General features: G+C 45.7%; 18 protein-coding genes. 7 read left to right on the plus strand and 11 right to left on the minus strand.

The window, feature by feature from the left end:
* Positions 1-267: 267 nt before the first annotated feature.
* The 5 genes from NG833_RS27740 to NG833_RS27760 all read right to left on the minus strand — a co-directional run bounded on the left by NG833_RS27740 (position 268) and on the right by NG833_RS27760 (position 4557).
* Complete coding sequence (locus NG833_RS27740) at positions 268-1416, minus strand: alanine--glyoxylate aminotransferase family protein (RefSeq protein ID WP_254568501.1); 1149 nt, start codon at positions 1414-1416, stop codon at positions 268-270.
* A 154-nt stretch (positions 1417-1570) separates the two neighbouring features.
* Positions 1571-1834 carry a DUF5340 domain-containing protein gene (locus tag NG833_RS27745; protein WP_015147305.1) on the minus strand — a complete coding sequence of 88 codons (264 nt, stop codon included), beginning with the start codon at positions 1832-1834 and terminating at the stop codon, positions 1571-1573.
* A 436-nt stretch (positions 1835-2270) separates the two neighbouring features.
* Positions 2271-3152, minus strand: coding sequence for an indole-3-glycerol phosphate synthase TrpC (gene trpC, locus NG833_RS27750; RefSeq protein WP_254568502.1), 882 nt, complete (start codon positions 3150-3152; stop codon positions 2271-2273).
* A 277-nt stretch (positions 3153-3429) separates the two neighbouring features.
* Entirely contained in the window at positions 3430-4065 is a 636-nt protein-coding gene (locus NG833_RS27755) for a type I restriction endonuclease (protein WP_254568503.1), read from the minus strand.
* 63 nt (positions 4066-4128) lie between these two features.
* Positions 4129-4557: a hypothetical protein gene (locus NG833_RS27760; protein ID WP_254568504.1), complete on the minus strand. Its 429-nt coding sequence runs from the start codon at positions 4555-4557 to the stop codon at positions 4129-4131.
* A gap of 60 nt (positions 4558-4617) precedes the next feature.
* Here NG833_RS27760 and NG833_RS27765 point away from each other — a divergent pair, with 60 nt between their 5' ends.
* Together NG833_RS27765 and NG833_RS31115 are read left to right on the plus strand one after the other, a co-directional pair.
* Positions 4618-4824, plus strand: a complete 207-nt coding sequence (locus tag NG833_RS27765; RefSeq protein ID WP_254568505.1) for a hypothetical protein — start codon at positions 4618-4620, stop codon at positions 4822-4824.
* Positions 4825-4858: 34 nt separating this feature from the next.
* Positions 4859-5266, plus strand: coding sequence for a type II toxin-antitoxin system PemK/MazF family toxin (locus tag NG833_RS31115; protein ID WP_375293968.1), 408 nt, complete (start codon positions 4859-4861; stop codon positions 5264-5266).
* Here NG833_RS31115 and NG833_RS27770 read toward each other — a convergent pair.
* From NG833_RS27770 to NG833_RS27785, 4 genes are all read right to left on the minus strand, one after another.
* A complete protein-coding gene (locus NG833_RS27770) occupies positions 5247-5711 on the minus strand; it encodes a hypothetical protein (protein WP_254568506.1) in 465 nt (154 codons plus the stop codon). The two genes, NG833_RS31115 and NG833_RS27770, sit on opposite strands and share 20 nt — an antisense overlap.
* Before the next feature lie 486 nt (positions 5712-6197).
* Entirely contained in the window at positions 6198-6626 is a 429-nt protein-coding gene (locus tag NG833_RS27775) for a hypothetical protein (protein ID WP_254568507.1), read from the minus strand.
* A gap of 50 nt (positions 6627-6676) precedes the next feature.
* Positions 6677-6970, minus strand: coding sequence for a hypothetical protein (locus NG833_RS27780; protein WP_254568508.1), 294 nt, complete (start codon positions 6968-6970; stop codon positions 6677-6679).
* 47 nt (positions 6971-7017) lie between these two features.
* Positions 7018-7962, minus strand: coding sequence for a GTPase family protein (locus NG833_RS27785; RefSeq protein ID WP_254568509.1), 945 nt, complete (start codon positions 7960-7962; stop codon positions 7018-7020).
* A 192-nt stretch (positions 7963-8154) separates the two neighbouring features.
* Between NG833_RS27785 and NG833_RS27790 the strand changes: the two genes are divergently transcribed.
* From NG833_RS27790 to NG833_RS27805, 4 genes are all read left to right on the plus strand, one after another.
* On the plus strand, positions 8155-9507 hold the full coding sequence (locus NG833_RS27790; protein ID WP_254568510.1) for an NB-ARC domain-containing protein: 1353 nt from the start codon (positions 8155-8157) through the stop codon (positions 9505-9507).
* Between the two features lie 107 nt (positions 9508-9614).
* Positions 9615-9878 (plus strand): type II toxin-antitoxin system ParD family antitoxin, encoded by a 264-nt coding sequence (locus NG833_RS27795; protein ID WP_254568511.1) that lies wholly within the window; start codon positions 9615-9617, stop codon positions 9876-9878.
* On the plus strand, positions 9875-10180 hold the full coding sequence (locus tag NG833_RS27800) for a type II toxin-antitoxin system RelE/ParE family toxin (protein ID WP_254568512.1): 306 nt from the start codon (positions 9875-9877) through the stop codon (positions 10178-10180). The genes NG833_RS27795 and NG833_RS27800 overlap by 4 nt, the downstream gene beginning before the upstream one ends.
* 286 nt (positions 10181-10466) lie before the next feature.
* The gene (locus NG833_RS27805; protein WP_254568513.1) at positions 10467-11180 is read left to right on the plus strand and encodes a heme oxygenase (biliverdin-producing); all 714 of its coding nucleotides are present in this window, start codon (positions 10467-10469) and stop codon (positions 11178-11180) included.
* An 89-nt stretch (positions 11181-11269) separates the two neighbouring features.
* Here the strand turns inward: NG833_RS27805 and NG833_RS31120 are convergent, their stop codons facing one another.
* Entirely contained in the window at positions 11270-11341 is a 72-nt protein-coding gene (locus tag NG833_RS31120; protein ID WP_375293969.1) for a Mo-dependent nitrogenase C-terminal domain-containing protein, read from the minus strand.
* A gap of 23 nt (positions 11342-11364) precedes the next feature.
* On the minus strand, positions 11365-12915 hold the full coding sequence (locus NG833_RS27810) for a glycosyltransferase (RefSeq protein ID WP_254568514.1): 1551 nt from the start codon (positions 12913-12915) through the stop codon (positions 11365-11367).
* Positions 12916-13142: 227 nt separating this feature from the next.
* On the opposite strand from NG833_RS27810, the gene rpiA reads away from it, so the two are divergent.
* Entirely contained in the window at positions 13143-13841 is a 699-nt protein-coding gene (rpiA, locus tag NG833_RS27815; RefSeq protein ID WP_254568515.1) for a ribose-5-phosphate isomerase RpiA, read from the plus strand.
* The last annotated feature ends 221 nt before the right edge of the window (positions 13842-14062 follow it).

Consider the following 14062-nt stretch of genomic DNA (forward strand, 5'->3'; position numbering starts at 1 on the left):
CCTACCAATACACAGGGAAAGAGCTAAAACCGATGCCTGTAGGGGCGAAACGGGTTTCGCCCCAGGGCGCAAGCATTGCGCCCCTACCAATACACAGGGAAAGAGCTAAAACCGATGCCTGTAGGGGCGAAACGGGTTTCACCCCAGGGCGCAAGCATTGCGCCCCTACCAATACACCAATTCAGGGGTAGGGAGTATTAGGAGGCAGAGCCTCCATTAGAGCATTCCCAGGCTCTGCCTGGGAACGAGGGGTTGGGTGGGGGTGGGTTAGGATTCCCCTAAAATTTTGGCGGCAGCGGCGACACCGGCACCGACTGTAGCTGTTGCCTTACCCATTTCTTGCAAGGCGGCTTCTAGGGCAGCAATGGCGGTGAGAATGTCGCGATCGCTGACAAATCCCAAATGTCCAATCCGGAAGATTTCACCCTTGAGGTGGTCCTGTCCTCCTGCCATCACGATATCAAACCGTTTCTTGACAATGGACCGAATTTGTTCCGCATCGGAAGTTGCCACAGCGGTAATCGATCGCGCTGCTGCATCATCCGGCGCATAGAGTTTCAATCCCATTGCCGTTGCTGCTGCCCGAGTGGCCTTCATTTGCCGTTCATGGCGTTTGAAGATATTCTCTAACCCTTCCTGCTTCATCATCCGCAGGGTGGCTTGCAAGGCAAAAATCAGGTTAACTGGCGGCGTAAACGGACTGCTATTTTTATCCGTGGCTTTCTTGTATTTGCCTAAATCCAGATAAAATTTCGGCAGTTTGGCCGTTTTGTAGGCTTCCCATGCTTTGGCGCTGACAGAGACAAATCCCAGTCCCGGGGGAATCATAAAGCCTTTTTGTGAGCCCGAGGCGACCACATCCAGTCCCCAAGCATCTACCGGCACATTCATCGCCCCTAAACTGGTGACGGCATCGACGATAATTAAAGCCTGACCGTGAGCTTTAACGTGCCGATTGATGGTTTCTAGGTCATTGACAACCCCAGTGGAAGTTTCGCTGTGGGTGACGATGACGGCTTTAATTTCTTTGTTGGTATCCGCTTCCAGCTTTTGCCGGAATTTCTCGGGGTCCAACGCTTGTCCCCATTCAGCAGTGATGTTGTCTACGGTGAGGCCATAGGCTTTGGCCACTTGTGCCCAGCGTTCCCCAAATTTACCATTGCTGCCGACAATCACGCGATCGCCTGGACTCAGGAAGTTAATGATTCCCGCTTCCATCGCGCCAGTTCCCGATGCCGTCAGCATCAAGACATCGCTTTGAGTTTGGTGCAGCCATTTCAAATTTTCGGTCACCTCGGCGATGACTGCCTCAAATTCTTTGCTCCGGTGGCCTATGGGATGTTTGGCTAAGGCTCTCAATGCTTGTTCTGGCACCGGAGTAGGGCCAGGAATCATTAGCATCAGCTTGTCGTCCATTGAATCTCGTCCTAATGCAATTAAATTTAAGTGTGAGGAGTTCCGATAGATGCCTCCCGTCAGGCTCTGTACCGGCGAGTGCTGTTGCTGAATGCGCTTTCACCCGAATCTTTGATTCTACTGGGTTACGGGATTAGATGCAAGGGCTTGGTGCTTACTCAGGATGGGCCGAATTTCCCGGGGTCTTCGCAGCAGCGACTTCGTTAAGGGACCAACGGTGTTCTACTGGGATATTTTCGCGCTGAAACTTGGACTCTAGCTGCTTCTGTTGGCTTTGGGCTTTTCTGAGGGTCACAATCAGTTGTTGTACCTGTTCCCTAGCGGAGGGATTCTGATTTACCGCATAGAGGGTTTGCCGTTCCAACAGTTGCAGCAGCAGTTCATAGTGAATCGGGGAAGGAAGAGGAATGGGTTCCATATCTTGATGCAGCGGTCTCCCGTAAATGGATGCCCAATTCCTAGGGAATCAGACATTGCATGGTTTTAGTATAGAACTTGATGGTTCCTGAAGGGCGATTCGGTTGGTAAGGGGAGACCTAACCCCCCAACCCCCTTCCCTACGAGGGAAGGGGGAGCCGGAAAGCCCCGTACAGGCCAGATATTTGTTCTTTCTAGCTCCCTCTCCTCTTAGGAGAGGGCCGGGGAGAGGTCTCTTTATTCGCTCCCCAACAATCAATTACTCGGGAATGGAGGACTGGGTTGGTGAGAGGAGACCTAACCCCCCAACCCCCTTCCCTCCGAGGGAAGGGGGAGCCGGAAAGCCCCGTACAGGCCAGATATTTGTTCTTTCTAGCTCCCTCTCCTCTTAGGAGAGGGCCGGGGAGAGGTCTCTTTATTCGCTCCCCAACAATCAATTACTCGGGAAAAATAGCAGCAAGGGCTTCCCCTGGGTCCGGTTGTTTCATAAAGGCTTCCCCAATCAACACCGCTTTAGCACCGGCATCGGCAACTCGCTTGAGGTCATCGGGGGTCTGTACTCCCGATTCGCTAACCACGATGATATTTTCCAGCCGATCGCGCCGTTGTTCCAGCAGTTGACAAGTGGTGGCTAAATCTACGGTAAAATCTTCGAGGTTGCGATTATTAATGCCAATTAAGGTCACCCCATCCAGGGCTAAAACTCTGTCCAGTTCTTCTAGGGTATGAACTTCAATTAGGGGAGTTACTCCTAATGTTTTGGCAATTTTAATAAAATACTGTAAGTCTTTATCGGAAAGGATTGCAGCAATCAGCAACACCGCATCAGCCCCATTAACTCGGGCTAGATAAATTTGATAGGGATAGATGATGAAGTCTTTACAAAGTAAGGGTAAATCAACCACCTCCCGGACCGCTTTGAGGTAGTCAAAACTGCCTTGAAAGAATTTACTATCCGTCAGGACCGAGAGACAGGCGGCCCCACCTTTTTGGTAAGATTGGGCGATCGCCACTGGGTCGAAGTCTTCGCGGATGACCCCTTTGCTGGGAGAGGCTTTTTTAATTTCAGCGATCGCCGCCGGTTGTTTCGAGGTGGACACCAAGGACCCCAGAAAATCCTTCGGTGCAGGGACTGCCTGGAGGAGTTTTTGTAACTCTAGCAAAGGCTGGCGATCGCGCAAGGCATCCACTTCTATTTCTTTATGCCAAACGATTTCTTCGAGAATATGTCGAGGTTCAGCATCAGGAACCTGGATTTGATAGCGCATCGACTTGACGCCTACAGCAGGATTCGGAGGACGGCGGCGAATATTTGGCATGGGGGTTAGAATCAATCAACAGAAATAACAGCAGGGCGAGGAAAAGAGACCTGACCCGGCCCGTCTCTACCTCAGTAGTAAAGATTTAACCATAAAAGCGAGCGATCGCAACCGACTCAGCAAACTGAGGATGAGGTCTATTCACCTCTTGCAACATTCTAAAAAGCCGATTGGCGTTCTTAAGGGGGGTTGGGGGGATCGATCCGGATTTTTGCAAGAGGTCTAATAACTAAATCAAGGGGTTGGACTGAATCCAGTCATCAATTCAAACAACAGTTCACTCGATCGCCATCTGTCCCAACCGTTTGAGAATCTCTAACACCTCATAGAGTTGATTTCGCCGAGGCAACAAGGAAAACACACTCGATAATTCATACTCGGGAAATTCTTGATGTTGCAGTTTCACAAAAATAAAATTTCCCCCATTCGTAACCATGCCAAAAACCGGGCGTTGGGGATTGGGATGAGCCAGCATATAAGCTAAAGTTTGCGGCAAAGCCATTTCTAAGGAAAAACTGGTTTCCTTAGATTCAATCACCACCACCCACAGCCTTTCCAACAGAACCAAGGCATCAATCCGACCCCGATAAATTATCTCCTCCCGTTCAGCCGTAATTTGCACAGTGGGTTCCGTAGTAAACCGAAAGGGAGGCTCAAAAAATCCCGCCAAATCCAGGAGGGGGGACAACACAATTAATTTAATCGTTTCTTCCCCCAGTTGACCATCAGAGAGTTGATAAAAGTATTTTTGCTGAATTCCATCCAGGATTTGTTGCTCGGAGTCAGTCAGACTATTATCCAGGTTTAACCACTCTGGGAAAAATTGGTCATCGGTACTACGCTGGAGATTAAATTCGGTTTGCAGTTGGCTGAAGGTTTTTACAGTCCGCTCTATCGGGAAAGTTTGGGTCATAATTGAAGGGGAGAGCAATAACTAGGTGATGAATCTTAAGCCCTGTTTTATTTTAGCATTGGGTTAACGACCTAATGGGGCGAGAGCGGGTTGGGTTAGGGGTTCAATGGAGAGCGATCGCATCACCGCTTCAATTTTATTGTTGCCACCAATCTCAAAAAACAAATGAGTCCAATCCGAAGCGGGAAGCGCGAGGTTTTCCAACCAAGGAGAAGGCGTAACTTGCCCCCATCCCACAATCGTACCCAGAGTTTGGGGAGGTTGAGTCTCTGTTTCTAGGTTGGGGTTGATTTGGACATCCAGCCGAATGCAAGAACAGAGAATCAGTTTCAGGGGTTGGTCAACCGATGCTACTTCAGAAGCAGAACCTTTGCCGTTGAGTTCCCAGTAGTAGTTCAGATTCAGGACATAATCGTAGGGAAACTGCCAACCCATTGACAATAATTCAGATTCGGTAAAGTCGTATTGTTGCCAAACTTCTGGAAATTGCATAATATTGGGGAATTAAGATGTTTAATAAGCGATTATATCTCTCCAAAAAGGGATTAGAAAATGATGACACGATTAAAATGCTTTGCATCGCGCTTGGCTAAAATGCTCCAGTTTAAATCCATCTCTCAGCTTAGAGTTAAGGAAGCAGTAAGCCAGAACATGGCTGAGAGGATAGAAATGGCCGATCGCCACCTTCTGGATATCATGCGATCGCGCCTCGTCGAACAGGAGGTATTAGATTTAATCGATGAACCCGAAACCCGGTGAAGTCTGGCTGGTCGATCTGGGATTAGCCGCAAAGATGCGACCTGTTCTCATCGTCTCTCGTGCAGATCCAAATCCGCCCAGAGCATTGGTAGTCTATGTTCCCCTAACCAGTCAAAATCGCGGGAGTCCCTACGAGGTGGTACTCCCAAAACTACCCTTTCTGAATCGCGATTCTGTAGCGAATGTTCAAGGGTTGGGGTCGGTACCCACCGTGAGGCTAGAGCGAAAATTGGACAGCCTACCAGAAGAGATCATGCTTCAAGTCAAGGTAGCTATCTCAAATGCTAGATCCGTTCACTCTTGTCAATCAACTCAATTCCCTTGCCCATCAGCCCTTGGCTGCTTCGATGACCAACTTTTGTCAGTCCAGCAGGTGTTGACCTGTTTTAATTACAGGTTGTTAACCTACAGAGCTTCACCTATTAGATCCCTAATTTTTTGATCTCGGTTGCAATTTCTTGGGAAATTTCTGTGTAAGTTTTGATTGCCTGAAGTATGTTATTACGAACATTTCCCAAACCCTCCTCAGAATGAACAATATTCAGAGAGGTAGTGTGTTGACCTACCGCCTCGGGGAATTGTTCTTGCCAAGCATTAGTTCCAGCACTCGCACAGAAAGGATCTAACCTACCCCCGCGTGTGGTGCATTTGTAATCTTTACTAACCCAGATTGCTTTGCTGGTGTCGTCTACGCAAATTACAAGAACGTGACCTCTAAGACCTTCAGTCGGATGTTTAGATTGACTGTATGTTTCTATATTCAATAACCCATTTTTGTAAAGAACGGCATCAGTGGACATCCTCTTTTTATTACCTACATCACCAGATTTATTAGCTTTAATTAGCTGGCTCATTGAAACTTTGCCTCCGACTTTAATATTGGCCATTCATTTATTTTTCATGGGAAAAATAAATACATTCACTGTTCATCGTTGAGAATTTAACCGTTTCTCAAAAAGATAAAAGATTTTTTTGAGGAGTGCGAGCCACAAGAGACCCTATTGAAATATAGCAAGTCTAAATGAATTTGACAATGGATCCAAGACTTTCAGTCTTGTAGTGCGCGCATCTTGCTCGCTCTCTGTATGTCAGAATGATTTAGACTTGCTATAGCGAGCTAGTCTCTCAGATTAGAGTTAAGGAAGCAGTACGCCAGAACAGGGCTGAGATGACAAAAAGGGCCGATCGCAACCTTCTGGATATCATGCGATCGCGCCTCGTCGAACAGGAGGTATTAGATTTAATCGATGAGCCCGAAACCCGGTGAAGTCTGGCTGGTCGATTTGGGATTAGCTGCAAAAATGCGACCTGTTCTCATCGTCTCTCGTGCAGATTTAAAAGGATCGCGATTTTATAAGGTTTTAGGTCTAATGTTAAAATGACCATTTATCAAAGAAGTTTTTAATTAATTCTTGTGCTTTGGAAACCGTCGTACCTAAAAGATTACCTATCTCATAACTAATTCCGTATATCCAATCCTCAAAAGAATTGGTGGATTTAGAGATCATACTTTTTTCATAAAAATCCATTTCTTCTAATTTCTTCATTAAACGCTGTCTTAATAATTGATTGGTAGACAGGGCATCTTCTACTTCTGAGGAGTAAAATTGATATCCACAAGAGCAGTAAAATTTACTATTCAGAATATGCCATTGTTCTATACAAAATTCACACTTTACCTGTCTTTGATATGGCTCAACTAGAAGTTGTCCATTGAAAAGACAGTTACGATGATAATTCTTGCCCCATTGTTTACCACAATTGGGGCATTTAGGAAAAGGAAAGGCTATCCATTCACTCATGGCTTAAACCAATTGATGTCAAAAGGTTATATGCTGATTCTGCTTATGTTTCAATATCTTTTTCTGCGTCCTTCATCAAATCCCCCTTTAAACCCTGATTTAACCCCATCTACTATCTCTGAAACCGTTCCCACAACTACTCCAATAATATATCCCAAAGTAGCTGCAATTGACTTGAAGATTTCAGCAACAAAATCCCTGAAATCTCTTTCTGATTTGTCTAAAATGCTAACTTCATAATCACTCATTTCATTTAATTTTGCGTCAATTCTTTGTCGCAACCTAGCTCTGATTGCATCGGCTTTATCTTTAGGAATCTCATTTTGGTTAGAAACGAATGTCATGGTTATTCCTCCTTAATGAAATAAGTAGATTATCCTTGAATCGTGACTTAAAGTCCTTCTTTCTGTAACCATGCTAAAAAGGTTTTTTTGTCTGCCGCAAATTTAGCAAGTTCTTCAGGCGGCATACTAGCAATTAAATCTGACATTTTTGCCGGGCGAGGCTGTTTATTAATTGCTCTTTGTCGTCTTTTTTCTGGGGGTAATAGTTCAGGATCGACTAATTCCAGAAAATCAGCCAAGGCTTTCCGAGATGCAACTACCCATTTTCTTTTATTCGGTACTGCATCCATCATGGCATCAAAAAGTTGAGGCAAGTTATAGCGGCGGTTCGCAGAATAGCCTACGATGGTTCCTTTCCAATTGGGTAAGACTTCCCGAATTCTTTTTTTAACATCTCGGACTCTTCCTTCAATGTTTTTTTCTTGTTCTTCACTGGGCAAGTTAGCGATATCAATCCACGCTGTGGCACCCGGATGAACTAAATCTACCTTATTTAACGCAATTACCATGCGATCCAAAAGTCGAGGATGAATTGCTTTCAATTCGGTTTGCAAATATTGCTGTACAGAGGCGATCGCCCGATTCTGTGCATCTAAAATCCACAAAGCAACATCTACGTCTTTTAACACTTGTTCATACAGTTCAATATGTTCTCTTTGTTTTAATTGACTTTCACCTAATCCCGGCATATCATAAGCAACTAATCCTCCATTAACACCAGAAACTTCACTAACTGATACTTCTACTCCTTGAAGCTTTTGTGTGCAGGCTTGGGTATGACTTACCTCAAACCCTGCATTAAATAAGGCATTAAGGGTAGAGGATTTTCCTACTCCACACTCACCAATAAAGGCGAAACGAGGAGGGGGTTCATTATCTACCTTAGCTTCTATTTCCAGGTAGATCTTCTCAAAGTCCTCCTCTGACATCCTGCCGCCATCACCCAGAAGATCCTTTGCTAACCCCTTGAGTAAATCTCGTAACTCAGGCATAATCTTTTCCTCAGTCGGTTTACGTTGTATCTCCCCGTATCCTAAATCACCTCTTCTGAACCGTGCCACCCGAAAAAAACTGATTTTCTAGGTTGGTTTGTAACAAAATGTTAAGACCACGCCCGAAAAAACCTGATTTTCTAGGAAAAAATTGTGCTACAATTGGTCAAACCCTTACCCACCATAAGCTCTATGACAGTAGCAGAAGTGTTGCAGTTGGTCGATCGCCTCGTCGAGCAGCAACGGGGAAAGCATCTCAATGACTTAGAGAAAACGGTGGTTCAAGGTTTGTGGAAGGGGCAAACTTACAGCCAAATTGCTAATGAATTTGGCTATGATGAAAACTATATCGGGGATGTAAGTCGTCAGTTATTTAAACACTTATCTGAGCAGTTAAATCAAGATATTAAAAAAGGGAATTTTTGTTGGACACTTGAGCGAGTTATAAATTCACCCCAGTTTGTAGGTTTAGTCAACAGTCCAATTAATTGGTGTACGCCGCATCATCAAACCAATCCAAACCCGTCGATCACCGATCAAGAAGACCCCAACAACCAAACCCGGTATTCAAATTTAACCCTGGCCCCCAAAATTACCCAGTTTTACGATCGCACCCTGGAACTGCAAACCCTATCTGATTGGATCCTGGCTCAAAATACTCGCCTCATCTCGGTTGTTGGATTACCGGGAATCGGGAAAACCACTCTAGTCAAGCGGTTTGTAGACCTGAATCTGCAACAGTTTGATGCAGTGATTTGGAAAAGTATCAAGATTGAACCCAGTTTAAATACCCTAATTACCGAGTTTTTAACCAAGGTTGCTCATGCTGACTTAAGGTTTAGCGAAATTAACCTTCTGGAGTTATTCAAAGCCTTGAAAACCTGTAAAAGTTTGTTAATTATTGATGACATCCAAGAGTTATTTAAACCCGGAAAATTAGCCGGACAGTATCAAAGCCGCTTTCAAGAATACAAGGCCCTATTTCATCGGCTAGGTGAAATTGAACATAACAGTCATTTAATTTTAATCACTCAGGAGCAATGTCAAGAAATGATTGGGTTAGCTGGGGAATTAGATCCAGTGCAGATTTTAAAATTACCAGGATTAACCCAGACCAGTATTCTGAGCGATCGCGGTTTAAAAGACCAGTCAAGTTGGTCCCAGTTGATCCAGCGGTATGAAGGTCACCCGGTTTATCTCCAAGAAGTCGCCGATTTAATTAAAACCATGTTTTCTGGTAAAGTTTCGGACTTTTTAGCGGAAGAAGGAATAATTTTAACCGCCAACATGAAATCCCAACTCGGGGATATCTTTAACCGATTGTCTCCTCTGGAACAACAAATCATGGTCAAATTAAGTCAGTCTCCAAACCCCATGTCGAAAAATCAGTTAAAGCAAGACCTCGACCTCTCCTTAATGGATTTAATCAATGGGTTAGAATCTTTAAACCGACGCAATTTACTGAAAACCAGTGAAGCGGAGACCGTTTTGTTTGATGGGGTGGGGTTGATGCAAGCATATATTAGAAGTCTAGGCATTGATTAACCCAACCCTGTTCCACCCACCAACAAACGACCAATGACCAATGACCAATGACCAATGACCAAAAACATGATAAAATTAAACCGATCGCCTAGCAGAGAGTATGGTTTATGAATATCTCCCTGACCCCCACACAACAGGAATTTATTCGCGCTACCGTCAACCGTGGCAGATATGCTTCGGAGGGTGAAGTGGTGGCAGCGGCATTGCAGTTGCTGGAGGACCGAGAAAAGCGCTATCAGGAAAAGTTAGCGGAATTGCAGGAAAAAATTACTGTAGGCATTGAATCCCTGGATCGCGGTGAAGGGATTGATGGGGAAACCGCCCTTCGAGAGCTGCGGGAAAAGATTATCAGTCGGTCTCAAGAGCAATGAGTGTTTATATTCTATCCGATGCGGCGTTCCACGATATCACAGAAATTGCCACTTACCTGGAACAGCTTAGTCCGGCGGCGGCTGTTCGTTTGATTGATAAGATCATTGAACAATGTCAAAGGCTGGCCGATTTTCCGAATATGGGACGCCGATGGGACCAAATCAGTCCGCCTCTGCGGAGTTTTCCGGTGGAAGATTATCTGATTTTCTATCGGGGGATTGCTGACGGAATTGAGGTAGTGCGGGTGGTGAGTGGATATCGAGATTTGAGGACTATTTTTGAGTGGCTGGATGAGGATTAGGGAGCAGTCCCTTGACGGCACTCATCCATAATAAATAAAGGATAGTGATACCCTCCATCCGTCAACCCCCTAAATTCCTGAAAAGCTCTTGAACCTTGGGATGTAGAATCGAAGAGTCCCCGTTTTCACTCCGAAGTCCCCCTGGGGTCCCCAAGAAACTTTAAAAAACTTAACGAAAATTCTCATCGATTCAGTCTAAGGTAACCCTTTAGAGGTTATTTTTTATGGCCTCTTGCGAAGGCGATAGGCCCGCTGTTTTATTAAAGTTGGAAAGTAAAGGAAGCGAATGAGTAGCAATTTAGCAACAAAACTGCGTGAAGGCACGAAAAAGTCTCACAGCATGGCAGAAAATGTGGGTTTTGTCAAGTGCTTTTTAAAAGGAACGGTTGAGAAAAGCTCTTATCGGACTCTGGTGCGGAATCTCTACTTCGTCTATTCGGCGATGGAAGAGGAAATGGAACGGCACCGCAATCACCCGATTCTGTCTCAGATTTACTTTCCTGAACTGAACCGCAAGGCGAGTTTAGAGCAAGATTTAGCCTTCTACTATGGCAGCAACTGGCGGGAGCAGGTGGCTCCTTCTGAGGCGGCTCAAGCCTATATTCAGCGGATCCGGGAAGTGTCGGAAACGGCACCGGAACTGTTGGTGGCACATTCCTACACCCGGTATTTGGGCGATTTGTCCGGGGGTCAAATCCTCAAGGGAATTGCTCAACGGGCGATGAATTTAGAGGGCGATGGCACCGCTTTCTATGAGTTTGAGCAGATTACGGATGAGAAGGCGTTCAAAACTCAGTATCGTGAAGCGATGAACAATTTGCCGATTGATGATGCGGATGCCGATCGCATTGTGGATGAAGCCAATCATGCATTCGGGTTGAACATGAATATGTTTAAGGAACTCGAAGGTAACTTGATTAAGGCGATCGGTCAAATGGTGTTTAATGCCTTGACTCGTCGTCGCAATCGTAGCAATGGCGAACTGGCAACGGCTGAATAATCTCTTTCAAGTGAACTGAGCGATCGCCTATTGGCGCTAGGCAGTAGGGTCGAGTGTCAATGGGCGATCGCTCCGGTTTGTTGAGGGGTTCAGGAAAAGGCTTGGATATCCACGCCACATTCATCAACCAGATAACATAGCGCCCGAAACCGCAGTCCCATCAGTATCGGATTTATCACCTACTTTACTCTTCAGCCTGCGTAGGCAGGCTTTGTCCGTATAGCCCCACCCTTGAGGGTGCGGGTTGTTGTTTCAAGGCGATCGCCGCTTCAGTCTCGCCCAGTTCCTCCAGAATTTGTCCTAATTTGTCCCGGAGTAAGCGGCATTGGGTGCTATCAACCTTGCTGGTTTCTAACAGTTTGAGAGCGGTTCCATAGGCGCGACTTGCTTCTAGGAGTTTCCCCGCATCCTGGAACGTATCCCCTAAAATTTGATAGGTTTGAGTCAGAGTTGGATGGAGTTTGAGGGATTGTTGACAGAGGGTCAGTGCCCGGTGTAATTGTCCTTGGTGATAGGCAAGTTCCGCTTGTTGGGTGAGGGTTTCAGCCGTGGGAGGAACGGAGGGACTATTCAATCCACAGAGGTGACTCAACCAGTCAATCCAGGCAGTGGCGCGCACCTCCCAAGTACAGGAATGATGGATATAGTCCACCTGTTTTTGCAGTTGGGATTCGGCATTGAACCCTTGCAAATCTGCGATCGCCTGCACCGTTGTCTCAACAAACCGACTCGCATAATTTTGCCAATCGGTTCTTAAAGAAAATTGCCAATCCCTGACAGAAGAAAATCCCTGCACATCCTCAACAGAAACTAAGGGACAAAAACCGGCAGCAGTTTCAGTCAATGCCGCTAAATTGCTCGTCACCACCCGACATCCGCTTGCCATTGCTTCCATCACCGCAATACAAGAGGTTTCTTTAAAGGTATTGGGATAGGTTAATAGCGAAACAGAACGCAATTGTTGAGCGAGTTCTGGTTGAGAAACTGACCCCAAATATTCTACTCCTTCCATGTCCCGACAGCGCTGATAGAGGGAACCATAGACGGATTCATCGATATCTTCCCGCAGTTGATAGACTTTTTTGCTGGAGAAAACTTTGAGAAGGGTTCCGGGGACGGCTTGGCGAATTTTGGGAAAAATTGATAAGAGTAAATCTAATCCTCGGAAGGGAGTGCTGGTATAGGCGAGAATGGGGGGATGAGATTTATGGGAGAGAATAGAAGTTTTGGGGGGAAAGAGGTTTTGAAAGGCGGGAGCAATGGCATTTCTGAGAATCGCACTGCGCTCGGAATTAATGTTAAAAACTACTTCAAATTGATGTCGCTGCCACTCACTGACAAAGGCAAATCCATCATAAACATTTCGTTCCGCCGGATTTTCTAACGGCTGCATTGCGTTGAGGGTGGGAAGCTGTTGAGTCCACAAAATTAAGCGAATTTTCTCCCCGAAGAATTGCCGGAGTGGGATACCTTTGCCTGCCACATTTAAGATAATTGCCACATCCAGCGATCGGCGCAATGTTTCAGACATTTGATTTAAGGGAAAAGCCAAACAGTTTACACCCCGTGAAATCCCTGGGTTAGAGGTTTGATTAAACACAAACACTTCATGACCCTGTTGTGCCAATTTTTCCGCTAAATAACATAAGGCAGATTGGGAACCACCCATTGGCATCTGATAGGCGCTTTCTACCCGGTAATCCCAATCGGAAGGGTCTATAAATGCAATTTTCATCTTAACTTTACAGCGGGAGAAACGATTGGAAATAGGTGCGGAACCCCGGGGTGATCTGAGCCACCATCCCTTAGACATCGACACTCATTGATAATATCACCCTGGGCGGGATCAGTCATCCGGACGGGAAAAAATGCGCGATGGGGACAGGAACAGGGTAAATTTGACAGTGGAGTTTAGTTTAACTGTCGTTCTGTCCCAGAGGGGCAAACATAGGAGTGAATCTGATGAGTACAGCAAATGCCATGAAACAGGAAGTCGGCAAGGCAGCCGCGCAACGAGTGAAATCCGGTTCCATCGTGGGATTAGGAACGGGTTCTACCACGGCTTATACCATTCAGTTCCTCGGGGAACGGCTGAAAAATGGAGATTTAAAAGATATTAAAGGGATTCCGACTTCGTTTCAAGCATCAGTGCTGGCGAAAGAGTTTGGGATTCCTTTAACGACTTTGGATGAAGTCGATCGCATTGATATTGCCATTGATGGTGCTGATGAAGTTGATCCTCAGAAAAACCTGATTAAAGGCGGGGGTGCAGCACATACTCGCGAGAAAATTGTCGATTCTCTGGCGGATATATTTATTGTTGTCGTTGATGGGTCTAAATTGGTGGATAAATTGGGGTCTACCTTTTTGTTACCTGTAGAAGTATTGCCGATGGCAATGACGCCGGTAATGGCGGCGATTAAAAAGTTAGGCGGAGTCCCGGAATTGCGGATGGGGGTGAAGAAAGCTGGACCCGTGATTACGGACCAAGGGAATTTGGTGATTGATGTCAAATTTGATAGTATTGACAATCCATCGGAATTAGAAAAGACTCTGAACAATATTCCCGGAGTGTTGGAAAATGGGTTATTTGTTGGGGTTGCCGATGTGGTGTTAGTCGGTGAAGTGATTGATGGTAAAACCGTGATTCGGGAACTTTAAACCTTATCTCTAATCACTCGGTGCCGGTTGTAGGGGTAGTCTATAAATCTATTGCCCCTACATCAGGTTAAGTGGCAATTAAATGGATTAGAATATGAGATTGATTGTTTGATGAATCCGATGGACTGGCGATTCTCGAATCGCCTCTACACAATGGATTAGAATATGAGATTGATTGTTTGATGAATCCGATGGACTGGCGATTCTCGAATCGCCTCTAC

Origin of the sequence: Oscillatoria sp. HE19RPO, from assembly GCF_024220515.1 — a bacterium.
Taxonomy (GTDB): Bacteria; Cyanobacteriota; Cyanobacteriia; order Cyanobacteriales; family Laspinemataceae; genus Laspinema.

Coding starts and splice junctions, on each gene's coding strand:
- NG833_RS27740 (WP_254568501.1), bottom strand. CDS start 1,416: ATGGACGACAAGCTGATGCTAATGATTCCTGGCCCTACTCCGGTGCCA.
- NG833_RS27745 (WP_015147305.1), bottom strand. CDS start 1,834: ATGGAACCCATTCCTCTTCCTTCCCCGATTCACTATGAACTGCTGCTG.
- trpC (WP_254568502.1), bottom strand. CDS start 3,152: ATGCCAAATATTCGCCGCCGTCCTCCGAATCCTGCTGTAGGCGTCAAG.
- NG833_RS27755 (WP_254568503.1), bottom strand. CDS start 4,065: ATGACCCAAACTTTCCCGATAGAGCGGACTGTAAAAACCTTCAGCCAA.
- NG833_RS27760 (WP_254568504.1), bottom strand. CDS start 4,557: ATGCAATTTCCAGAAGTTTGGCAACAATACGACTTTACCGAATCTGAA.
- NG833_RS27765 (WP_254568505.1), top strand. CDS start 4,618: ATGATGACACGATTAAAATGCTTTGCATCGCGCTTGGCTAAAATGCTC.
- NG833_RS31115 (WP_375293968.1), top strand. CDS start 4,859: ATGCGACCTGTTCTCATCGTCTCTCGTGCAGATCCAAATCCGCCCAGA.
- NG833_RS27770 (WP_254568506.1), bottom strand. CDS start 5,711: ATGGCCAATATTAAAGTCGGAGGCAAAGTTTCAATGAGCCAGCTAATT.
- NG833_RS27775 (WP_254568507.1), bottom strand. CDS start 6,626: ATGAGTGAATGGATAGCCTTTCCTTTTCCTAAATGCCCCAATTGTGGT.
- NG833_RS27780 (WP_254568508.1), bottom strand. CDS start 6,970: ATGACATTCGTTTCTAACCAAAATGAGATTCCTAAAGATAAAGCCGAT.
- NG833_RS27785 (WP_254568509.1), bottom strand. CDS start 7,962: ATGCCTGAGTTACGAGATTTACTCAAGGGGTTAGCAAAGGATCTTCTG.
- NG833_RS27790 (WP_254568510.1), top strand. CDS start 8,155: ATGACAGTAGCAGAAGTGTTGCAGTTGGTCGATCGCCTCGTCGAGCAG.
- NG833_RS27795 (WP_254568511.1), top strand. CDS start 9,615: ATGAATATCTCCCTGACCCCCACACAACAGGAATTTATTCGCGCTACC.
- NG833_RS27800 (WP_254568512.1), top strand. CDS start 9,875: ATGAGTGTTTATATTCTATCCGATGCGGCGTTCCACGATATCACAGAA.
- NG833_RS27805 (WP_254568513.1), top strand. CDS start 10,467: ATGAGTAGCAATTTAGCAACAAAACTGCGTGAAGGCACGAAAAAGTCT.
- NG833_RS27810 (WP_254568514.1), bottom strand. CDS start 12,915: ATGAAAATTGCATTTATAGACCCTTCCGATTGGGATTACCGGGTAGAA.
- rpiA (WP_254568515.1), top strand. CDS start 13,143: ATGAGTACAGCAAATGCCATGAAACAGGAAGTCGGCAAGGCAGCCGCG.